The following is a 20,857-nucleotide window of genomic DNA, read 5'->3' on the forward strand; positions in this document are numbered from 1 at the left end:
CTTGAAGGGACAATCGAACGACCAGGAGACGCCGGTTCCTCCAACTTAACCGTGGTCCGAAGAATCAGGGCAGGTCAAGATGGTCGACTACGGCCCCCCTTGATGTTCGGAAGAAGAACGGCCAGCGCCTGAAGGGTAAGATTACTGCCAAGGTATGGGGCGACCCTTCCATCAATACGTCGCCACCCCACCCCAGCGGCTGCAAGTGCACCGACGTCTCGATGCCGGCGAGATCGAGCGCGGCCTCGGTATTGCTGTGACCGGAGAGGGATGGGTAGCGGGCGGATGCCAAGCATAAGAGCCGCCTCTCGGAGTGATCGTTAGGGTTGGGGGGCGTCTCTCCGGTCAGGCTTCCAGGCGCCGAGCCGGGCTCGATTGCTTCAGGGGCGCGACGCACGAGCCCCTCCCTACGGTCGCTTAAGACGGATCCTGTCCCTTAGATTCCTCCAGCTCGGCACCAGAGAAGGCGCCGGCCGATCGGGTTGCCACCGTCCTCCCAATCAGAGAGCCGAGCACCTGCCCCACATCCGCGGCAAAGCACGACGGGCCGAGAGGCAAACAGGCCCACCTTGCACTTGTGACAATCGCCTCTCACTGTCCAAGAAGGCCGCAAATGGTTGTGGGTTTGCGGCTCCCGGGAATCTCTCGATGCCTCAGTAGCTCTTGTACCCCAGGAACTTGCCCGACATGGCGATCTTCACCCGGTCGCCCTTCTGGTCGGGCTGGCGTTCCATCGTCATGTCGAAGTCGATGGCGCTCATGATGCCGTCGCCGAATTCCTCCTGGATCAGTTCCTTCCAGGTGGTGCCATAGACCTGCACCAGCTCGTAGAAGCGGTAGATCAGCGGATCGGTCGGCGGGATGGTCGGCAGCGAGCCGCGATAGGGCACCTCCTGGAGCAGCAGGACTTCTTCCTTGCCCAGCCCGAACAGCTTGCCGGCCTTGGTGGCCTGTTCCTTGGTCATCGTCATCTGGCCCATGCAGGCCGCGGTGACCATGATCTTCGAGGCGCCGCCGATCTTCTTGGCGATCTCCTCCCAGGTCAGTTCCTTCAGCCGCTTGGCCGTCAGGATCTTCTCGGTCACTTCAGCCCGCTTCATTGCCGTCTCCCGGTTGTTAAAGGCACGATTTCGGCCGGCGGATTGACCGCCGACAATTTCATGGACATGAGGCCAGGTTTCACGAGCTTCGGCCGACGCGGATCGAAGCCATGCTCCGCGACCTCGCGATCGAACGCCTTCGAGCGATTCACCAGGAACTCCACGAGGTGGTTGCGGATGGCGTAGTATTGCGGATGGCGGTGCAGGTCGTTCCGGTGCCGCTCGTTCTTCGGCATCGTGTTGACCACGATCTCGGCGATGCGCGCGCCGGGGCCGTTGGTCATCAGCACGATCTTGTCGGCGAGCAGGATCGCCTCGTCGACATCGTGGGTGATCATGAACACGGTCTGCTGGGTGTCGGCGCAGATGCGCAGCACCTCGTCCTGCAGCATGCCGCGCGTCAGCGCGTCGAGGGCGCTGAACGGCTCGTCCATCAGCAGCATCTTGGGCTGGATGGAGAGCGCGCGGGCGATGCCGACCCGCTGCTTCATGCCGCCGGAGAGCTGGGCCGGCCGCTTGCTCTCGGCGCCCGCGAGTCCGACCAGCTCGATGAAGCGCAACGCATGCTCACGCACCTTGGCGCGGTCCCAGGTCGGCCAGCGCGACGAGACGGCGAAGGCGATGTTGCCCATCACCGTCATCCACGGCAGCAGCGCATGACCCTGGAAGATGACGGCGCGGTCGAGGCTCGGCCCGTCGATCTCGCGGTTGTCGACGATGACGGCGCCACCGCTCGGACTGTCGAGGCCGGCCAGCACGTTCAGGATCGTGGTCTTGCCGCAGCCCGAATGGCCGATCAGGCAGCAGAACTCGCCCTTGTCGACGCCGAACCAGATGTCCTCGAACACGGCGGGCTGACCGGTCTCGCCGAAGCGGCGCGCGAGCCCTTCGACGCTGATGAGCGGACGGTTCTCCATGGCGCGCCTATTCCGGATAGGTGACGAGCTTGGCCAGCCAGGCCAGGCCCTGATCGAGCAGGAGACCGACCAGGCCGATCAGCAGGATCGCGGTCACGATGTTGGCGATCGAGAGGTTGTTCCACTCGTTCCACACGAAGTAGCCGATGCCGGTGCCGCCCACGAGCATCTCGGCCGCCACGATCACCAGCCAGGCGATGCCCACGGAGATGCGCATGCCGGTCATGATGGTGGGCGCCGCGGCGGGCAGGATCACCTTGAAGGCCGTGCGGAAGGGGCCGACCTCGAGGGTGCGCGCCACGTTCAGCCATTCCTTGCGCACGCTGCCGACGCCGAAGGCGGTGTTGATCAGCATCGGCCAGATCGAGCAGATGAAGATCACGAAGATCGACGAGATGGCGCTGTCCTTGATCGTGTAGAGCGCGAGCGGCATCCAGGCGAGCGGCGAGACCGGCTTCAGGATCTGGATGAAGGGATCGAGCGCGCGATAGACCAAGGGCGACATGCCGATCAGGAAGCCGAGCGGAATGGCGACGAGGGCAGCGAGGCCGAAGCCCAGCAGCACACGGCCGAGCGAATAGGCGAGCTGGATGCCGATGCCCTTGTCGTTGCTGCCGCGCACGTAGAACGGATCGGCGAGGTGCTTCCAGATCGTGGCGGCGATGTCGGCCGGCGTCGGCATCGCCGACTTCGATCCGGTGGCCGCCGCGGCGCCCACCAGCTTGGCATATTCCGGATCCATCGCCGGGCCGCTGGCGGCCGTCGGCATGGTGGCGACCTGCCAGATGCCGACGATCGCCACGAAGATCAGCAGCGACAGCAGGCCGGCCCGCAAGCGGAGCGAGGTCTTCAGCATCAGCGCCGACCATCCACAGAAAGCAGAGTCCTCATCCTGAGGAGGGTTCTTGGTCCCGGCGACAGCGTCACGGCGTCAGGTCCGCTTGATGGCGAAGCTGTTCACGTAGTCGGCGGGCTTGGCCGGATCGAAGGGCTTGCCCATCACGACGATCGTCTTGTTCGAGGGATTGGGCGGCGTGAGGCCCATCTCCTTCATCATGTTCGCGGTATCGGTGGCGAGGAACACTTCCTGCGCGACCTTGGCATAGTCGACATCCGCCTTGAGCTGTCCCCAGCGCTTCATCTGGGTCAGGATCCAGATGGCGAACTGGTTCCACGGGAAGGGATCGAAGCCGATACGGTTGGGGTCCTTCTTCACCCCACCCAGCCCGTCGGCATAGGTGCCGGTGAGGATCTGCTCCAGCACCGTCTCGGGCTGGTTCAGATAGTTCTGCGGCGCGATCGCCTTGGCGATCTCCTTGCGGTTCTCCTGCTTCTGGGCGTAGGCGGTGGCATCGATGATCGCCTTGAGGAGGGCGCGATAGGAGTTCGGGTTCTGGGTGGCGAATTCCTTGCTGACGGCGAAGGCGCAGCACGGATGGCCGTCCCACATTTCCTTCGTCAGGAGATGGATGAAGCCCACACCGTCGTAGACGGCGCGCTGGTTGAACGGATCGGGGCCGAGATAGCCGTCGAGATTGTCGGCGCGCAGGTTGGCCACCATCTCGGGCGGCGGCACCGAGCGGATCGAAATGTCCTTGTCGGGATCGAGGCCCGCCTCCGCCACGTAGTAGCGCAGCAGGTAGTTGTGCATCGAGTAGTCGAACGGAACGGCGAAGCGGAAGCCCTTCCAGTCCTTCGGATTGCGCTTGTCCTTGTGCTTGTTCGCCAGGGTGATCGCCTGGCCGTTGATGTTCTCGATCGCCGGCATCGTCCACGGCACCGGGTTCGAGCCGACCCCCAGCGAGATCGCGAGCGGCATCGGCGAGAGCATGTGCGAGGCGTCGTATTCCTTGGCCAGTGACTTGTCGCGGATTACCGTCCAGCCGGCCGTCTTCACGACTTCGACGTTCAGCCCCTGCTTCGAATAGAAACCCATCGGATGGGCCATGATGATCGGCGTGGCGCAGGTGATGGGGATGAATCCGACCTTGAGGTCTTTCTTTTCCGGCGTCCCACCCTGGGCAAACGCCTCGCGCGCGGCGCCGAGCGGCAGGACGGATGAGATGGCGGCCATCGCCGTGGCCGCGCCCACGGTCTTCAGGAACTGGCGGCGCTGGGCATCGACCGGGAAAACGGCGCGCAAGACGGCGGCATCGACGACCCGGTTCCAGCGATCCTCTTCCCCGGCCGGCACGGCGGACGCCGTCAGACGGGCATGGTCGGCCTGGCTGTGGTTACCGCCGCAGCTGCAGCCGCCGCGGCCCAGCAGAGCCTTCGGGTCGAACGGGTCCTTGAACATCGAAGCCTCCTGCAGATCCTGGTGCCGACATCGATACGGCTCCGCTTGGAAGCTGAAAACGCAAGGCCTGTGCCAATCGCCTAGAACGTGCAGAAAGCCGGGACGCACCGCCTTTCCGCATCCATATTTGCCCAAGAAACAGGCAAATAACCCCGACTCGTTCTGCGGAATCGCCGGATTCGAATCTTAACGTTGGGGATTAAATTCATGGAATCCCTGACTCTTTCCCCGTTTTACACGGCCATTTCTTATTGCGGAGGGGGGCGTCCTTTGGCAGGCTACGGTTAGTGGGTTGTTGGGTGCCCACCACGAAATGTCGACCACCCGTCTCAAGAATGGCTCAGTGCAGCCGCACGGCGGAATGGTTGGGGAGTAGCTCTATGGCGTTATCTCGACATGAGCGGACACGTTTGAAGTCTGACCTCAATCCGCTCGAAATGATCGAGAAGGTCGTGTCTGCCAACGACTGGCCGTTCGACCGTACTTCGGATCGGGAGATCGCGGTCGAGGTCGCGGGCCGCTGGTGCGACTACCGCATGTTCTTCAGCTGGCGCGACGATGTCGAGGCGCTGCACTTCACCTGCGCCTACGACGTCCGTATTCCGACCGAACGGCATTCCGACATTCATGGCCTGCTGGCCCTGATCAACGAAAAGATGTGGCTGGGTCACTTCGATCTGTGGACCGAGGAAGGCCTGCCGATGTTCCGCCACGCCATCCCGCTGCGCGGGACCAAGGGCTTGATGGCAGAGCAGCTGAACGACCTCGTCGAGGTGGCGATCACCGAAAGCGAGCGTTTCTATCCCGCCTTTCAGTACGTCATATGGGCCGGCAAGAGCCCCGCCGACGCGTTGACCGCCTCCATCCTGGAGACGGTCGGCGAAGCCTGAGCCGACAAGGACTCATCCGACGCCCCCTCTCGCTAAAAACTCAAAAACACTCTCGTTCGGAAAGTCCCCAGCGGCGCCGATCCCCCCGGATAGGCGCCGCGACGATTTCAGGGACGCGATTCCCCGGCTATAAGGGTCGCCTTCATGAGCACCCTCCCCGCGATTCTGCTGGCGATCCCGTATCCCGAGATCGATCCCGTCCTGGTCCAGCTCGGACCCTTCGCCATCCGCTGGTATGCGCTCGCCTATATCGCGGGCCTGGTGATCGGCTGGCAGGTCATGCGCCGCGTCTGCGAGCAGCCACCCAAGGTCCTGTCGCCGCTCAAGATCGACGACTTCCTGCTGTGGGCGGCGCTCGGCGTCATCCTGGGCGGACGGCTGGGCTACGTGCTGTTCTACAAGCCGGGTTTCTACATCGAGCATCCCCTGTCCGCGCTCACCCTGTGGGAAGGCGGCATGTCGTTCCATGGCGGGCTGCTGGGCGTCGTCGTCGCCATTCTTCTCTTCGCGAGACGCAACCAGACCAACCCCTTCATGCTGTCGGACCTGGTGGCGCTCGTGGCGCCGCTCGGCCTGTTCTTCGGCCGCCTCGCCAACTTCATCAACGGCGAGCTGTGGGGCAGGATCAGCGACGTGCCGTGGGCGATGGTCTTCCCACGCGGCGGACCGCTGCCGCGCCATCCCAGCCAGCTCTACCAGGCCTTCTTCGAGGGCGTGCTGCTGACCCTCGTCGTCGTGGCGGTGTGGAAGCTCACCGAGGGTCGCCGCCGTCCCGGCCTGCTGACCGGGGTTTTCTGCGCGGGCTATGGCCTCGCCCGGATCGTGGGCGAACTCTTCCGCGAGCCCGACGCCCATCTCGGCTACCTGTGGGGACCGATCACCATGGGCATGCTGCTGTCGCTGCCGGTGCTGCTGTTCGGTCTCTGGATGATCGTGCGCTCTTACCGCAAGCCTGCCCTCCCGTGACGGAAGCGCCGTGAGCGAGCCCTCTTGACTGAATTGGGCGGGCTGATCGCGCGCCGCATCGCGCTCACCGGGCCGATCTCCCTCGCCGACTTCATGGCCGAAGCGATGGGACATCCCCGGCTGGGCTACTATCGCCGCGCCCTTCCTGTCGGCGCCGCCGGCGACTTCACCACCGCGCCCGAAATCTCGCAGATGTTCGGCGAGCTGACGGGCGCCTGGCTGGCCGAGCGCTGGCTGGCGATGGGCCGGCCGTCACCCGTGCGGCTGGTCGAACTCGGCCCCGGCCGCGGCACCCTGATGGCCGATGCGCTGCGCGCGACGCGCGGCGTGCCGGGCTTCCATGCCGCGATCGACCTGCATCTGGTCGATATCAACGCGCTGCTGCGCGAGGCCCAGCGCTCCATGCTGCAGGCCCACCGGCCCGCCTGGCACGAGCGCTTCGACGAGGTGCCGGCGGGACCGCTGCTGCTGGTCGCCAACGAATTCTTCGACGCGCTGCCGGTGCGCCAGTTCCATCGCACGGCCAGGGGCTGGCGCGAGCGCATGGTCGGTCTCGACGAGTCGGGTGGGCTGCGGCTGGCGCTGGCGCCGGGCAGCACGCCCTTCGCATCCCTGCTGCCGGAGGCGCCGGAAGGCGCGGAGGCTGAGTTGAGCGAAGCCGGACGGACGCTGGCCAGCGCCCTCGGGGCACGCATCGCCCGTGACGGCGGCTGGGCGCTCATCATCGACTACGGGCTGGAGAGTGCGGGCCGGGCGGCCTCGCTTCAGGCGGTGCGCGGCCACCAGGGAGCGGACATTCTCGACCGTCCCGGCGAGACCGATCTCAGCGCCCATGTCGACTTCCCGGCGCTCGCCGCCGCGTCCGGCGTCCCCGCCTTCGGGCCGGTCGACCAGGGCGAGTTCCTGCGGCGGCTCGGTCTCCCCGACCGCGCGCAAACCCTGAAGCGCAATGCAACGCCTGTGCAGGCTCAAGCCATCGATGCGGCATCGGCCCGCTTGATCGCGCCCGACCAAATGGGCACCCTCTTTCGCGTGCTGGCTCTCGGCGACGGCAGAAATGCCCCGCCCGCCGGCTTCACGGACACCCCCACGGACGACACTCCTCGGACGCCCCCATGATCCAGGCCCAGACGCTTGCCGCCCTCGACGGCGTGCGACATCGATTCTTCACCCGCCAGGGCGGCGTGAGCACCGGTCTCTATTCCTCGCTGAACTGCGGTTACGGATCCGGCGACTCGCCCGACAATGTGCGCGAGAATCGCCGGCGCGTGGCCGAACAGTTCGGTCTCGACGAGCCCGACCTGCAGACCGTGCACCAGACCCATTCGACCGACGTGCTCACCATTGCAGAGGAGCGCTGGAGTTCGCCGGGAGCGCCGAAGGCCGATGGCCTCGTGACCGACCGGCCGGGCGTGGTGCTGGGCGTCATGGCGGCCGATTGCGCGCCGGTGCTGCTGGCCGACGGCGACGCCTCGGTGATCGGCGCCGCGCATGCCGGCTGGAAGGGTGCGCTGGGCGGCATTGTCGATGCCACCATTACGGCGATGGAGAAGCTTGGTGCCCGGCGCGAGCGCATCCGGGTCGTGGTCGGCCCCTGCATCGGGCCGGCGTCGTACGAGGTCGGACCCGAATTCCCCGCGCCGTTCCTGGCGCAGGACGAGGCGAACGCTGCGTTCTTCCGGACCGCGACGCGCGCCGGCCACTTCATGTTCGACCTGCCGGGCTATCTCGTGCACCGCATTGCACGCAACGGCGTGGCCGTCTCCGCCACCGGCCACGACACACTCACGGGCACCGAGGATTTCTTCAGTTACCGGCGCAATACGCTGCAGGGTGTGCGCGATTACGGGCGTGGCCTGTCCGCGATCGCCCTCGCGGCCTGACGTGCCCTACTTCATCATCCTGATGGTCTGCTGCCTGCTCGGGGTCATCGCGACATGCGCCATGTTGTGATGCTGCTGTGCCTGTTCGCCCTCGCGGCGTGCGGTGGCTCTCCCAGACCCTTCGAGCACGATCCCTCCCAGATTTCCTACGCCCGCCCGATACGGGACAAGGCCGAGGTCGCGATCAGCCCGCCGCGCAACATGCCGCCGGAAATGGGTGAGCGCGTCGCGGCCGCCCTCGCCATTGAACTCCAGTCCTATGGGATCGTGGCCACCGTGGCGCCGGCCGAGGCGCCGATCCAGGTCGATGGCGTGATGAGCACGCGCGACGCCGGCATGTCGATCGAGGTCCAGACGGACTGGCGCGTGCGCGGCCGGCCGCGCACGGATGAGCCGGCGACCGTCAAGACCCGCGCGCCGCCGGAAGACTATGCCGAGCAGGCCGAGCGGCTGATTTCGCGCATCGCGCAACAAGCCGCCCCCAGGGTCGCGACCCTGATCGGCAAGCCGCCCAACTTCATTCCCCGCGCCCCGGGCCAGGTCGCCGCGGGGATCACGATCCCCTACGAATACCCGCAGGATCCCGCGGCGGCCCCGCCCGCCGATGGCACGGTGCCGAGTTCGACGACGGTTCCGACGCCGGTCGCCGCCAAGCCGGCGGAGCCGCAGCTGAAGGTGTTCGTCGCAGCGGTGACCGGCGCGCCATCGGACGGCAATCGCCAGCTGACGTCGGGGATGCGGCGTGCGCTGGGATCGAGCAAGCTCGTGATCGTGGACCAGGCAGAGGGCGACGCCTTCAGCGTCGTCGGCACGGTGAACATGACACCGATCGACGACCGCATGGCCCGACTCGTCGTCAAATGGATCGTCAAGGATCCGGCCGGCAAGAATGTCGGCGATATCGATCAGTCCAATCCCGTGCCGTTGGCGGCCGCGAAGGGCTCCTGGGCGGGATTCGGCGACATTGTCGCCTCCGCCGCCTCCGAAGGGGTGCTCGAACTTCTCGAGAAAGCGATCAACAAGCCGCGCTGAGCCTGCGCGGCCTGTGAATCGGCTTGTCAGAGGGGGGCTCCCGGCTGCTACTGTTCCGGGGGGCGGCGCGATTCTTGCTAGCTTTACGCAAGGCAAGAACGACCGCGAGACAGGGAGTCAAAAAAATCATGTTGTCATTCAGGAAATCGGCTTTGGCCGTCATCGCTGCAGCAAGCTTCAGCGGCCTCATGGCCGCGGCGCCGGTGCAAGCGCAGACGCTCAAGGTCGTGATGCATTCGGACGTGAAGATTCTCGATCCGATCTGGACCACGGCCTACATCCAGCGCAACCACGGCTACATGGTGTGGGACACGCTGTTCGCGGTCGACGAGAAGTTCAACGTCAAGCCGCAGATGGTCGACAAGTACGAGAACTCCGCCGACAAGCTGACCTGGACCTTCACGCTGCGCGACGGTCTCGAGTGGCACAACGGCACGCCGGTCACCGCCGAGGATTGCGTCGCGTCCATCAAGCGCTGGGCCGCCCGCGATTCGATGGGCCAGAAGATGATGGGATCTGTCGCAGGCTTCGAGATCGTCGATGCCAAGACCTTCAAGATGAAGATGAAGGAGCCGTACGGCCTGGTGCTCGAGTCGCTCGGCAAGCCGTCGTCGAACGTGCCCTTCATGATGCCGAAGAAGACGGCCGAAACCGATCCGATGCAGCAGATCAAGCTCGAGGACGTGATCGGCTCCGGCCCGTTCGTCTTCAAGGGCGACGAATGGAAGCCGGGCGAGAAAATCGTCTACGTCAAGAACACCAAGTACAAGCCGCGCGCCGAGCCGGCCAACGGCCTCTCCGGCGGCAAGGTCGTCAAGGTCGACCGTGTCGAGTGGCTCGCCATGCCGGACATCCAGACCCAGGTGGGCGCGCTGCAGAGCGGCGAGATCGACATGATCGAATCGCCCGGCCACGACCTGCTGCCGTTGCTGGCGAAGGACAAGAACATCGAGCTGGTCAGCTTCAACCCGACCGGCAACCAGTACGCCTTCCGCTTCAACAGCCTGGCCAAGCCGTTCGACAACGCGAAGATCCGGCATGCCGTGTTCGTTGCCTTCGGCCAGGAGGACTTCCTCAAGGCCACGATCGGCGATCCGCAATGGTACAAGGTCTGCAAGGCACCGTTCGTGTGCGGCACCCCGCTCGCGACCGACGCCGGCATGGCCGACGTGCTGAACGGCAACGCCGCCAAGGCCAAGCAGATCCTCACCGAGGCCGGCTATGACGGCACGCCGATCGTGCTGATGCAGTCGACCGACCTGCAGGTTCTGACGAACCTCGCCCCGGTCGCCAAGGCGCAGATGGAGCGGGCCGGCTTCAAGGTCGACATGGTGTCGATGGACTGGCAGACGCTGGTCGCGCGCCGCGTCAAGAAGGATCCGCCGAGCCAGGGCGGCTGGCACGCCTTCCTCACCTCCTGGGTGGCGGCCGACATCCTCAATCCGGTAATGGCCGGGTACTTCAATGCGGCATGCGACAAGGCCATGTTCGGCTGGCCGTGCGACGCGACGATCGAGAAGTATCGCGACCAGTTCGCCAAGGAGACGGACCCGGCGAAGCAGAAGCAGATCGTCGAGGACCTGCAGAAGTACTGGGTCGACCACCCGACGCACATCAATGTCGGACAGTGGTACGCGCCGCTGGCGCGCCGCAAGAACGTCACGGGCAACCTGACCGCGCCCGTCCCGGTGTTCTGGAACGTCACCAAGAAGTAGCTCGATCCGCGCGCGGGGCTGGTCCCCGCGCGCTCATCGATGAAGGCGGGCGATCCTGCCTTCTTCGATGGGGAAGAAACCCGGAGGGGGCACTATGAAAAAAGTAATGAAGCGTACGCTTGCGGCAATGGTTGCCGGCGCGATCCTGTCCACTGCCGGGCCGGTGCTGGCCCAAGGCAAGGTCGTCAAGTTCGTGCAGAACGGCAACCTGACGATCCTCGATCCGATCTGGACCACGGCCTACGTCACCCGCAACCACGGCTACTTCGTCTACGACACGCTGTTTGCCTCCGACGAGAACAACGTCGTGAAGCCGCAGATGGTCGACAAGTACGAAGTCTCCGCCGACAAGACGGTCTGGACCTTCACCCTGCGCGACGGCCTCGAGTGGCACGACGGCAAGCCGGTGACCTCCGAGGACTGCATCGCCTCGATCAAGCGCTGGGGCGCACGCGACGCGATGGGCCAGAAGCTCATGGACTTCGTGAAGGAGTTCAAGGAGGTCAATCCCAAGACCTTCCAGATGGTGCTGAAGGAGCCTTACGGCCTGGTGCTCGATTCGCTCGGCAAGCCGTCGTCCCAGGTTCCCTTCATGATGCCGAAGCGGGTGGCCGACACCGACCCGTTCAAGCAGATCGACAGCCAGATCGGTTCGGGCCCGTTCATCTACGTGAATGCCGAATCCAAGCCCGGCGAGAAGCACGTCTATACCAAGAACGCCAAGTACAAGCCGCGCGCCGAGCCCGCCTCGGGTCTCGCCGGCGGCAAGGTCGTGAAGGTCGACAGGGTCGAGATCATCGAGATGCCCGACCCGCAACAGCAGGTGAACGCGCTCGCGGCGGGTGAGATCGACATCATCGAGCAGCCGCCGCACGACCTGATCCCGATCCTGAAAAAGGAAAAGGGCGTCACGCTCTACAACTGGAACCCGCTCGGCCACCAGTTCATCTACCGCATGAACTGGCTGCAACCGCCGTTCAACAATCCCAAAATCCGCGAGGCCGCGCTGCTCACCATCCGCCAGGAGGATTACCTCAAGGCGACCGTCGGCGAGCCGGAGTTCTACAAGGTCTGCACGGCCGCCTTCATCTGCGGCACCCCCAACGCGGTCAATGCGCCGGGCGATCTTCTCGTGAAGCCGAACTTCGAAAAGGCGAAGGCCCTGCTCAAGGAGGCGGGCTATGACGGCACGCCGATCGTGCTGCTGCAGTCGACGACGCTGCCGGTCCTCACCAACGTCGCCCCTGTGACAAAGGCGCTGCTCGAACAGGGCGGCTTCAAGGTCGACATGCAGTCGATGGACTGGCAAACCGTCGTCACACGTCGAACCAACAAGGGTCCCGTGAATCAGGGCGGCTGGAACCTCTTCCACACGTTCTCGGTCGCGGCCGATATCCTGAACCCGATCTCGACCTCCTACATGGTGGCGAACGGCGACAAGGCGTGGTTCGGCTGGCCGAACGATCCGGAGATGGAGAAGCTGCGCGACGCATACGCCAAGGAAACCGACCCCGCGAAGAACAAGGCGCTCGCCGCCGCCGTTCAGGCCCGGGCTTTGCAAACCGCCCAGTATGGCTGGATCGGCCAGTGGTACGGCCCGGGCGCCATGCGCTCCAACATCTCGGGCTGGCTCAAGGCGCCGGTCCCTGTGATGTGGAACATCGAGAAGAAGTGAAACTGATCTCCAGTCCGATCCTCTACCCGCCAGGGCGGAGGGTCGGAATGGAGACGGTCAGATAAGGTAAACTGCATACAATGATCGATTTTATCGCTCGTCGCCTCATAGCCATCATCCCCGTGCTGGCGGTGGTGGCCATCTTCGTCTTCCTCATGCTGCGACTGACGCCGGGCGATCCCGCCGCGGTCATCGCGGGCGACAACGCCACGTCAGACCAGATCGCCGACATTCGCAACAAGCTCGGGCTCGACGAGCCGATCTGGTCGCAGTTCGCCATCTGGATCGGCAACGTGCTGCAGGGCAATTTCGGCGAGAGCTTCTTCTTCAAGAAGACCGTCGCCGAGCTGATCGCCCAGCGCGTCGAGCCGACGCTCGCCCTCGCGATCTGCACCCTGCTCTTCGCCGTCACCGTTTCCGTGCCGATCGGCGTCATGGCCGCCTACCGCCAGGGCTCGCTGCTCGATCGCGCGGTCATGGGCTTTTCGGTGCTGGGATTCTCCGTGCCCGGCTTCGTCATCGGCTACTGCCTGATCTATGTCTTCGCCATCGAACTCGGCTGGCTGCCGGTGCAGGGCTATGTCCGGATCGGGGTCAACTTCTGGCAGTTCCTCGAACGCATGGTCCTGCCGTCGCTCACCCTGTCGGTCGGCTTCGTGGCACTGATCTCGCGCATCACGCGCGCCTCGGTGCTCGAGGTGCTGAACGAGGACTATATTCGCACCGCCCGTGCCAAGGGCCTGTCCAACCGTGTGGTGCTGATGCGGCACGCGCTGCGCAACGCCGCCGTGCCGATCCTCACCGTGATCGGCCTCGGCATCGCCATCCTGATCGGCGGCGCGGTGGTGACGGAAAGCGTCTTCGGCCTGCCGGGTCTCGGCCGTCTCACGGTCGAAGCGGTGCTCAGCCGCGACTTCCCGACCATCCAGACCGTCATTCTTCTTTTCTCCGTGGTCTATGTCGTGATCAACCTGCTCATCGACATCAGCTACACCCTTTTCGATCCGAGGATCCGGTATTGAGCGCGATCACCGAAGAAGTCGTCGACTCCGCCTCCATCGCGGCGGCGTCGACCAAGCGCAAGAGCCTCTGGCTCGTTGCCCTGCGTAACCCCAACGTCATCATCGGCGGCGTAATCCTGCTGACGATGCTGGTGATCGCCATTCTGGCGCCGTTCCTCGGCACGGTTGACCCGACGCGCATCGATCCAGCGGCCCGCAACAAGAAGCCCGGCACCGAGATCACCTATCGCCTCGATGACGGCACGACCATGAAGCGCGTCGCCATCATGGGTACGGACAGCCTCGGCCGCGACGTCTACAGCCGCGTCCTCTACGGCGCGCGCGTGTCGCTGGCCGTCGGCGTCGCCGTGTCCATCATCTCGGTCCTCATCGGCATGGTGATCGGCCTGGTGTCCGGCTACATCCGGTGGGCCGACGGGATCATCATGCGCATCATGGATGGATTGATGGCGATCCCGGGCATCCTGCTCGCGATCGCCCTCGTCTCGATCTGGCGCGCCGGCCTGATCACCGTGGTCTTCGCCATCGTCGTTCCCGACGTCCCGCGCGTGGTGCGCCTGGTGCGTTCGATCGTGCTGACGGTACGCGAGGAACCCTATGTCGAAGGCGCGATCTCGGTCGGCACGCCGACCTGGATCCTGATGTTCCGCCACATCCTGCCCAACACCGTGGCGCCGCTGATCGTGCAGGGTACCTTCCTCGCCGCCGCCGCGATCCTGACCGAAGCCGCTCTGTCCTTCCTCGGCATCGGCATCCCGCCGGAAATCCCGAGCTGGGGCAACATCATGGCCGAGGGCCGCACGCTGTTCCGCGTGTTCCCGCACAACATCCTGTATCCCGGCATCTTCCTTGCCTTGACGGTGCTGGCCATCAACATCATGGGCGACGGTCTGCGCGACACGCTCGATCCCAAAATGAGCAAGAAAGTCTGATGTCGACTGAAGCAAAGAGGCCCGTCCTCGAAGTCCGCAACCTGAGCGTCTCCCTGCCCAAGGGCGGTGACCGGGTCCATGCCGTCGAAAAGGTGAGCTTCACGGTCAATCCCGGCGAGATCGTCTGCCTGGTGGGCGAATCCGGATCGGGCAAGTCCGTGATCGCCTTCACCGTTATGGGTCTTCTCGCCAAGGCGCTGAAGCCGACCTCGGGCGAAATCCTGCTCGAGGGCGAGAACATCCTGACCGCGACCGAAAGCCGGCTGCGCGAACTGCGCTGCACGCGCATGTCGATGATCTTCCAGGAACCGATGACGGCACTCAATCCCGTCATGACCTGCGGCGATCAGATCGACGAGGTGCTGAACACCCACACCAACCTCGATGCCGCGACACGCAAGGCCAAGATCATCGCCATCCTGGCTCGCGTGAAGCTGCCGGAGCCGGAGCGTATCTACGCGTCGTTCCCGCACCAGCTCTCGGGCGGCCAGCGCCAGCGCATCATGATCGCCATGGCGCTGGTGCTCGATCCGGTCCTGCTGATCGCCGACGAGCCGACCACCGCGCTCGACGTCACCACCCAGGCCGAGATCCTGAAGCTCATCGCCGAGTTGCAGGACGGTCAGGGCACGGGCGTGCTGTTCATCACCCACGATTTCGGTGTCGTGGCCGAGATCGCCCATCGCGTCGCGGTGCTGCGTTGGGGCGAGCTGGTGGAGATGGGCCCGACCGAGCAGATCCTGTCTCGGCCGGTTCAGAACTACACCAAGATGCTGATCTCCTCCGTCCCGTCGATCACGCCCGTCCATCGCGGCGTGCGGCGCGACGGCACGACCATCCTGCGCACCGAGAAGCTCGGCAAGGTCTATACGAGCAACGCCTTCTTCCAGAAGGCGCGGGTCGTGAAGGCCGCGGTCGACGTCGACCTCGACATCCGCCGCGGCGAGACGCTGGGCATCGTGGGCGAATCCGGCTCGGGCAAGTCGACCGTGGCGCGCTGCATCGCCCGCCTGATCGATCCGACCGAGGGCAAGGTCTATATCGGCGACACCGAGATCGCGACCATGTCGGCGCGCAAGCTGCGCCCGCATCGCCGCCGCGTGCAGATCGTCTTCCAGGATCCCTACCGCTCGATGAACCCGCGCATCACCGTGGGCGACTTCATCATCGAGGGTCCGATGAATTTCGGCATCGGGCGCGAGGAGGCGATGGCCCGGGCGCGCAAGCTGATGGAAACGGTGCGGCTCGATCCCAACGCGCTCGACCGCTTCCCCCACCAGTTCTCGGGCGGCCAGCGCCAGCGCATCTGCATCGCGCGCGCGCTCGCCATGGAGCCGGAACTGCTGATCGCCGACGAGGCCGTCTCGGCACTCGACGTGTCGGTGCAGAAGCAGGTGCTCGAACTTCTGGACGAGATCCGCGTCCGGCTTAACCTTGCCGTGCTGTTCATCACCCACGATCTGCGCGTTGCCGCCCAGATCTGCGACTACGTGGCCGTGATGAGCAAGGGCCGGGTCGTCGAATACGGCTCCGCCGAGCAGGTCTTCGGTTCGCCCAAGGCCGAGTACACCAAGGCCCTGTTCGCCGCCGCCCCCGGCCGCGAGTGGCAGTTTGGCAAGTTCGCCGCCTGAGTCAGCCGTAACGCTCGCGCACGCGCTTTTCGACCCAGCCCGCCAGCAGGAAGGCGGTCGCCGAAATCACTGTGGCGACCGCGCTGGCGCCGAACGCCTGTTCGGTCTGGAAATCCGACTTGGTCTTGGCGAAGAGATAGCCTAGGCCCGACGTCCCCATCAGGAACTCCGCCACCATGGCGGCCAGGATGGCGTGAGCCGCCGCGAGCTTGAAGGCGATCGCGAGGTTGGGCATCGCGGCCGGCAAAGCGAGCCGCCACAGCACGGAAAGACGCGAGGCGCCAAGCACGCGAAACAGGTCCTCGCTGCCCGGCGGCGGTGAGCGCAGGCCCGACGAGGCGAAGACGAAGCTGGGGAAGAAGGTGATGATGACCACGATCGCCAGCACGGTCGAAGTGTCGTAGCCCAACAGGCGGGCAATCACGGGGATCAGCGCCACCACCGGCACCGAACTGAACAGAATGGTGAGCGGATTGAGCAGGCCCGACGCGACGGCCGAGAACCACGCCGCGACGGCGAGCCCCGTTCCCACCGCCATGCCCGCGATCAGGCCGAAGACGGCGACGGCCAGGGTGATGCCGACGCTCTGCACATAGACCATGGGATAGGCGACGAGATCGCCCAGCACGGCGACCGGCGTCGGCATGACGATGGGATTGAAGCGGTTGAGCACGACCCAGAGCTGCCAGCCCAGCAGCAGGAGCAGGATCCCCCAATAGTCCTCGACGAGACGCAGCAGCAGGGGGCGCCCGGAAGCCCTTTCCATCAGCCGAACCTCGCATAGGCGCCGCGCTCCAGCAGCGTGAGCAGACCGTAGAACAGCAACGAAGCGCCGACGGCCAGCAGCACGGCACACCACAGCAGCACGATCTGGAAGTTCTGCATGGCATTGATGATCAGGATACCGATGCCGCGCGAGGCGCCGAACCACTCGCCAATGATCGCGCCGATCAGGGCGGCCGGCCAGGCGAGCCGCAATCCCGACGCCAGCGCCGGCAGCGCCGCCGGCAGTTCGAGGCGCCGGAAGCGCTTCAGCCGGTCGGCGCCGAGCACGGCGAAGAGATCGCGGTGAGCCGGTGTCGCCCGCTGCAGGCCTGAACTCACCGATACGAAGACGATGAAGAAGACATGAATCGACGAGACCGCTGCCGGCGTACTGTCACGGCTGAGCAGCACCAGGAAGATCGGCCCCAGTGCGATCGACGGGACCGAATTCAGCACCGCCGCCAGACGGTCCGAGCCGCGCCGCAGAGGCGGCACCAGATGGGCCACCGTCGCCAGCCCGAGGCCCGCCGCCGTGCCCCAAATGTAGCCCAAAGCCGTCTCTTGCAGTGTGGCCGCCAGCGCCCGCTGGAACAGAGCCCACTTGCTGTCGTCGGCCAACATCTCGAACACGGCACTGAGCGGCGGCCAGCTTATCCCGCCCAGCCCCAGCCGGCCGATGACCTCCCACAGCACCAGGAACAGCGCGATGCCCAGTGCGCCCAGCAAGACGTTCCAGCGTCCCGCGCTCATGACGGAGAGGGGGCCATAGGCGAGCGCCCTACCCTGCCGAAGGAGAAGAATCCGGATCCGGCATCTCCAACGCTGCGGTGAGGTCGTCGACCAGATGGTGGAATGCCTCGCTGCGCATCACGGCGGGCGCGCGCGGACGGGCGAAGGGCACCGTCACTTCGCGCACGATGCGGCCGGGCCGCCCGCTCATCACCACCACGCGGTCGGCCAGGAACAGCGCCTCGTCGACCGAATGGGTGATCAGCATGGTGGTGATCTGGCGTTCCGACCAGATGCGCTGCAACTCGACGTTCATCTGCCGGCGCGTCACCGCGTCGAGGGCGCCGAACGGCTCGTCGAGCAGCAGCACCTCGGGGTCCAGCACCAGCGCGCGAGCGATCGAAGCGCGTTGGCGCATGCCGCCGGAGAGCTGTCGCGGACGCGCCGTGGCGAAGCGGGCGAGGCCAACCAACTCGATCAGGCGGGCGATCGCCGCCTCGCCGACGCGCCGGCCGGCGATCCTGAAGGGCAGCGCGATGTTGTCGTGGATGCTGAGCCAGGGCAGCAGCGCATGGTCCTGAAAGGCGACGCCCAGCGCGTGCCGGCCCGACACCAACCCCGGCGCCGCGCCGCCGATGCTGACCGAGCCGCCGCTCGGCTGGTCGAGCGAGGCGACCAGCCGCAGCAACGTGCTCTTGCCGCAGCCGCTCGGGCCGAGGATGGCCACGAACTCGCCCGGCGCGATCTCGAGTGACAGTTCCGAGAGCGCGAGCACGCCTTCGCTGCTGCCGGCCAGCGCGAAACGCTTGCTGGCCCGGTCGATGGAAATGGTAGCGCTCGCCGACATTCCTCAGGCGACCATGGCGTCGAAACGCTCCATCAGCCGGGGCAGCCGCTCGGCCAGACGCCGTTCGATCTCGGCGCGGTCCACCGTCAGCAGCTCGCGATCCTTCATCACCAGCTTGCCGTCGACCACGACGCTGCGCACGTCGCGGCCGACCACTGAATTTGCGGCGACGAAATAGGGGTCGTAGAGCGGCAGGTGATCGAGCTGACTGCGATCGACCAGCAGGATGTCGGCCTTCTTGCCCACTTCGAGGCTGCCGATCTCCTTCTCGATGCCGAGCGCCCGCGCCCCGCCGTTGGTCGCGACCTTGAGGATCTCCTCGCTCGGCGTGACATTGCGATAGGCGAGGGGCGTTCCCATCACCGCCTGCTGACCAACCCTCGTCATGTGCGCAACCTGGAAGATGTCGAGCGAGCCCCACGACGCCGCGCCATCGGTGCCGAGCCCAATATCGATGCCGCGCTTCCACATCTCGCTCAGACGGTGCGGGCCGATGTGATAATTGTTGAAGGCACAGTGGCAGGCCGACGGCCGGTGCTTGACGTAGAGGTCCATCTCCTCGGCCGACAGCAGCACCGAATGTGCGCAATGCATGTGGCGGTCGAGCGCACCGAGGTCGTGCAGATATTCCGCCGGCCGCTTGCCGAACTTCTCCAGCGCGTAGTCGATCTCGTAGACGCCTTCGCAGAGATGGGTGTGGATCTTGACATCGAGCGCCCGGGCCGCCTCCGCCATCGCCTTGATCAGCTCGGGCGAGCAGACGATGATCTGGCGCAGCGACAGCCAAGCCTGCACGCGGTCGGTCCCCTGCGCTGTGCCCTTCCACCGCTTCACCAGCGCTACGTTGCGGTCGTAGGCCTGCGCCGTGGTGGCGATCATGGTCCGGGGCGTCTTGACGCCCTGGTCGATCGTGCTGAGCGCGACGAAGCCGCGGATGCCGACGTCGACGGCGGCGCGCCCCATGGCGTCGGGATGCGGGCCACCGGCCTCGGCGAAGCAGGTCGTGCCGACCGAGAGCATGTTGGTGTAACAGAGCAGCCCGCTCAGATAGACATCCTCGTCCGTGAGCATGCCCTCGAACGGAATGTAATAGTTCTTCCACGGCGGGTTCTTGACCTGCTGGCGCCGTCCGATCTCGGCCAGCTTGCCGCGCAGCAGGGTCTGGGCGGTGTGGACATGGGCATCGATCAGCCCCGGCATGGCGATCTGCCCGCAACCGTCGACGGTCGACGTCGCGACAACCTCGCGGGCGGCGGCGCTCGCCTTGCCGATCCAGACGATCCTGTTGCCCGCGACCGCGACGGCGCCGTCGCGGATCACCCGGTTCTTGCCGTCGACGGTGACGACGTCGCAGCCCTTCAGCAGCAGGTCGACCTTCCGCGGCCCCATATGGCGTGCCTTGGCCACGGCGCTCATTTCTTCTTCAGCGAGTCGTGGACTTCCTGCATCACCGAGAAATCGGCGAGCTTGTCGACGTCCGGTAGCTTGTCGCGGCCCGACGCGCGGGCCGCGTCATACATCGGCCCGGCGATGGTGTCGCGATCAAGCACCAGCAATGGCTGGTCGGGCTTGGCGGGATTCTTCAGCATGGCGAATTGCAACTCGTTCTGCCGCGTCTGCTGCTTGAGATCGAGGCCGAGGTCGGCGCCGTATTTGGAAACGGCGAGCCGGGCCGCAACCGCCGGATCCTTGAGATCTTCGATCCAGCCGCGCGTCAGGCCGCGCAGGAACTTCACCACGGTCGGCCGGTTCGCCTGGAGATAGGCGCGCGTACAGAAGACCAGGTTGGCGTAGGACTTGAAGCCCATCGAGTCGAAGGAAGTGAAGAAGAAGTCCTTGTCGCGCACCATGTTCATCTTGAGTTCGAGCGTGACCGCCTGGTTGGTGCCGTAGGCGGTGTAGCCATCGCCGGCCTTGGACAGCAGCGGCTCGGGCGAGAAGCCCGCCGGCACGAACTCCCAGGTCTTGGGCAACTTGTTCAGCGCCAGCGTGGCGTCGATCGCCGTGCGCTCGTTGGGCCCCTGCGCCAGGATCTTCTTGCCGACCATGTCGGCGGCGCTGCGGATCGGCTTGGCCGCCAGCGACAGGATACCGAGCGGCGACACCGGAAAGGTGCCGGCCAGCAGAACGAAATCGTTGCCGCGGGCGACGGCATCCAGATAGGGCAACCAGGTGCCGAAGCCGAACTCGGCGCCACCCGAAGCCACCGTCACCGGCGGCGGCGGCGCGTTCGGCCCGCCCGGCAGGGTCTTCACTTCGAGCCCTTCTTCTTTGAAGTAGCCGTTCTCCAGGGCCAGCCACATGCCGGCGTACTCGACGTTATTGATCCAGCCCAGCGCCACCCGCACCGTCGTCATCTGGGCGTGCGCGGAAATCGGCCCCATCGAACCCGCGAACGCGGCGGCCCCCGCACCCTGCAATAGTGTCCTGCGATGCATCGATTCCCCCCATTCT

The 20,857-nt window shown here is 65.5% G+C and carries 19 protein-coding genes; 10 read left to right on the forward strand and 9 right to left on the reverse strand.

Annotation, left to right across the window (positions count from 1 at the left end; translation table 11 throughout):
* Positions 1-653 precede the first annotated feature (653 nt).
* From cynS to ACT6UX_RS28950, 4 genes are all read right to left on the reverse strand, one after another.
* Positions 654-1,100, reverse strand: a complete 447-nt coding sequence (gene cynS, locus ACT6UX_RS28935; protein WP_444778620.1) for a cyanase — start codon at positions 1,098-1,100, stop codon at positions 654-656.
* Positions 1,097-2,017 (reverse strand): ABC transporter ATP-binding protein, encoded by a 921-nt coding sequence (locus tag ACT6UX_RS28940; protein ID WP_444778621.1) that lies wholly within the window; start codon positions 2,015-2,017, stop codon positions 1,097-1,099. Before ACT6UX_RS28940 ends, cynS begins: the two co-directional genes overlap by 4 nt.
* Before the next feature lie 7 nt (positions 2,018-2,024).
* Positions 2,025-2,873, reverse strand: coding sequence for a nitrate ABC transporter permease (gene ntrB, locus ACT6UX_RS28945; RefSeq protein WP_444778622.1), 849 nt, complete (start codon positions 2,871-2,873; stop codon positions 2,025-2,027).
* 75 nt (positions 2,874-2,948) lie between these two features.
* On the reverse strand, positions 2,949-4,316 hold the full coding sequence (locus ACT6UX_RS28950) for an ABC transporter substrate-binding protein (RefSeq protein WP_444778623.1): 1,368 nt from the start codon (positions 4,314-4,316) through the stop codon (positions 2,949-2,951).
* A 410-nt stretch (positions 4,317-4,726) separates the two neighbouring features.
* Between ACT6UX_RS28950 and ACT6UX_RS28955 the strand changes: the two genes are divergently transcribed.
* From ACT6UX_RS28955 to ACT6UX_RS29000, 10 genes are all read left to right on the forward strand, one after another.
* Positions 4,727-5,206: a YbjN domain-containing protein gene (locus ACT6UX_RS28955; protein WP_444778624.1), complete on the forward strand. Its 480-nt coding sequence runs from the start codon at positions 4,727-4,729 to the stop codon at positions 5,204-5,206.
* 144 nt (positions 5,207-5,350) lie between these two features.
* Positions 5,351-6,172, forward strand: a complete 822-nt coding sequence (gene lgt / locus ACT6UX_RS28960; RefSeq protein WP_444778625.1) for a prolipoprotein diacylglyceryl transferase — start codon at positions 5,351-5,353, stop codon at positions 6,170-6,172.
* 24 nt (positions 6,173-6,196) lie between these two features.
* Entirely contained in the window at positions 6,197-7,291 is a 1,095-nt protein-coding gene (locus ACT6UX_RS28965) for a class I SAM-dependent methyltransferase (RefSeq protein ID WP_444778626.1), read from the forward strand.
* Positions 7,288-8,055 (forward strand): peptidoglycan editing factor PgeF, encoded by a 768-nt coding sequence (pgeF, locus tag ACT6UX_RS28970; protein ID WP_444778627.1) that lies wholly within the window; start codon positions 7,288-7,290, stop codon positions 8,053-8,055. The genes ACT6UX_RS28965 and pgeF overlap by 4 nt, the downstream gene beginning before the upstream one ends.
* A gap of 54 nt (positions 8,056-8,109) precedes the next feature.
* On the forward strand, positions 8,110-9,087 hold the full coding sequence (locus tag ACT6UX_RS28975; RefSeq protein WP_444778628.1) for a hypothetical protein: 978 nt from the start codon (positions 8,110-8,112) through the stop codon (positions 9,085-9,087).
* 128 nt (positions 9,088-9,215) lie between these two features.
* On the forward strand, positions 9,216-10,802 hold the full coding sequence (locus ACT6UX_RS28980; protein ID WP_444778629.1) for an ABC transporter substrate-binding protein: 1,587 nt from the start codon (positions 9,216-9,218) through the stop codon (positions 10,800-10,802).
* Between the two features lie 106 nt (positions 10,803-10,908).
* Entirely contained in the window at positions 10,909-12,477 is a 1,569-nt protein-coding gene (locus tag ACT6UX_RS28985; RefSeq protein ID WP_444778630.1) for an ABC transporter substrate-binding protein, read from the forward strand.
* Between the two features lie 80 nt (positions 12,478-12,557).
* On the forward strand, positions 12,558-13,499 hold the full coding sequence (locus tag ACT6UX_RS28990; RefSeq protein WP_444778631.1) for an ABC transporter permease: 942 nt from the start codon (positions 12,558-12,560) through the stop codon (positions 13,497-13,499).
* Positions 13,500-13,534: 35 nt separating this feature from the next.
* Positions 13,535-14,431, forward strand: a complete 897-nt coding sequence (locus tag ACT6UX_RS28995) for an ABC transporter permease (protein WP_444778643.1) — start codon at positions 13,535-13,537, stop codon at positions 14,429-14,431.
* The gene (locus ACT6UX_RS29000) at positions 14,431-16,062 is read left to right on the forward strand and encodes an ABC transporter ATP-binding protein (RefSeq protein ID WP_444778632.1); all 1,632 of its coding nucleotides are present in this window, start codon (positions 14,431-14,433) and stop codon (positions 16,060-16,062) included. The genes ACT6UX_RS28995 and ACT6UX_RS29000 overlap by 1 nt, the downstream gene beginning before the upstream one ends.
* Before the next feature lies 1 nt (position 16,063).
* Here ACT6UX_RS29000 and ACT6UX_RS29005 read toward each other — a convergent pair whose 3' ends face one another.
* The 5 genes from ACT6UX_RS29005 to ACT6UX_RS29025 are packed head-to-tail and all read right to left on the reverse strand — an operon-like array spanning position 16,064 to position 20,841.
* Positions 16,064-16,828: an ABC transporter permease gene (locus ACT6UX_RS29005; protein WP_444778633.1), complete on the reverse strand. Its 765-nt coding sequence runs from the start codon at positions 16,826-16,828 to the stop codon at positions 16,064-16,066.
* Complete coding sequence (locus ACT6UX_RS29010) at positions 16,828-17,577, reverse strand: ABC transporter permease (RefSeq protein WP_444778634.1); 750 nt, start codon at positions 17,575-17,577, stop codon at positions 16,828-16,830. Before ACT6UX_RS29010 ends, ACT6UX_RS29005 begins: the two co-directional genes overlap by 1 nt.
* Positions 17,578-17,605: 28 nt before the next feature.
* A complete protein-coding gene (locus ACT6UX_RS29015; protein WP_444778635.1) occupies positions 17,606-18,403 on the reverse strand; it encodes an ABC transporter ATP-binding protein in 798 nt (265 codons plus the stop codon).
* 3 nt (positions 18,404-18,406) lie between these two features.
* Positions 18,407-19,819 carry an amidohydrolase family protein gene (locus ACT6UX_RS29020; protein WP_444778636.1) on the reverse strand — a complete coding sequence of 471 codons (1,413 nt, stop codon included), beginning with the start codon at positions 19,817-19,819 and terminating at the stop codon, positions 18,407-18,409.
* The gene (locus ACT6UX_RS29025) at positions 19,816-20,841 is read right to left on the reverse strand and encodes an ABC transporter substrate-binding protein (RefSeq protein WP_444778637.1); all 1,026 of its coding nucleotides are present in this window, start codon (positions 20,839-20,841) and stop codon (positions 19,816-19,818) included. Before ACT6UX_RS29025 ends, ACT6UX_RS29020 begins: the two co-directional genes overlap by 4 nt.
* Positions 20,842-20,857 lie beyond the last annotated feature (16 nt).

This window comes from Reyranella sp., from assembly GCF_052439685.1.
GTDB lineage: Bacteria > Pseudomonadota > Alphaproteobacteria > Reyranellales > Reyranellaceae > Reyranella.

What these genes read in the sequence shown, in the direction of transcription:
- cynS (WP_444778620.1), bottom strand. Translation starts at nt 1,100, where the DNA reads ATGAAGCGGGCTGAAGTGACCGAGAAGATCCTGACGGCCAAGCGGCTG.
- ACT6UX_RS28940 (WP_444778621.1), bottom strand. Translation starts at nt 2,017, where the DNA reads ATGGAGAACCGTCCGCTCATCAGCGTCGAAGGGCTCGCGCGCCGCTTC.
- ntrB (WP_444778622.1), bottom strand. Translation starts at nt 2,873, where the DNA reads ATGCTGAAGACCTCGCTCCGCTTGCGGGCCGGCCTGCTGTCGCTGCTG.
- ACT6UX_RS28950 (WP_444778623.1), bottom strand. Translation starts at nt 4,316, where the DNA reads ATGTTCAAGGACCCGTTCGACCCGAAGGCTCTGCTGGGCCGCGGCGGC.
- lgt (WP_444778625.1), top strand. Translation starts at nt 5,351, where the DNA reads ATGAGCACCCTCCCCGCGATTCTGCTGGCGATCCCGTATCCCGAGATC.
- pgeF (WP_444778627.1), top strand. Translation starts at nt 7,288, where the DNA reads ATGATCCAGGCCCAGACGCTTGCCGCCCTCGACGGCGTGCGACATCGA.
- ACT6UX_RS28975 (WP_444778628.1), top strand. Translation starts at nt 8,110, where the DNA reads ATGCGCCATGTTGTGATGCTGCTGTGCCTGTTCGCCCTCGCGGCGTGC.
- ACT6UX_RS28980 (WP_444778629.1), top strand. Translation starts at nt 9,216, where the DNA reads ATGTTGTCATTCAGGAAATCGGCTTTGGCCGTCATCGCTGCAGCAAGC.
- ACT6UX_RS28985 (WP_444778630.1), top strand. Translation starts at nt 10,909, where the DNA reads ATGAAGCGTACGCTTGCGGCAATGGTTGCCGGCGCGATCCTGTCCACT.
- ACT6UX_RS28990 (WP_444778631.1), top strand. Translation starts at nt 12,558, where the DNA reads ATGATCGATTTTATCGCTCGTCGCCTCATAGCCATCATCCCCGTGCTG.
- ACT6UX_RS29000 (WP_444778632.1), top strand. Translation starts at nt 14,431, where the DNA reads ATGTCGACTGAAGCAAAGAGGCCCGTCCTCGAAGTCCGCAACCTGAGC.
- ACT6UX_RS29005 (WP_444778633.1), bottom strand. Translation starts at nt 16,828, where the DNA reads ATGGAAAGGGCTTCCGGGCGCCCCCTGCTGCTGCGTCTCGTCGAGGAC.
- ACT6UX_RS29010 (WP_444778634.1), bottom strand. Translation starts at nt 17,577, where the DNA reads ATGAGCGCGGGACGCTGGAACGTCTTGCTGGGCGCACTGGGCATCGCG.
- ACT6UX_RS29015 (WP_444778635.1), bottom strand. Translation starts at nt 18,403, where the DNA reads ATGTCGGCGAGCGCTACCATTTCCATCGACCGGGCCAGCAAGCGTTTC.
- ACT6UX_RS29020 (WP_444778636.1), bottom strand. Translation starts at nt 19,819, where the DNA reads ATGAGCGCCGTGGCCAAGGCACGCCATATGGGGCCGCGGAAGGTCGAC.
- ACT6UX_RS29025 (WP_444778637.1), bottom strand. Translation starts at nt 20,841, where the DNA reads ATGCATCGCAGGACACTATTGCAGGGTGCGGGGGCCGCCGCGTTCGCG.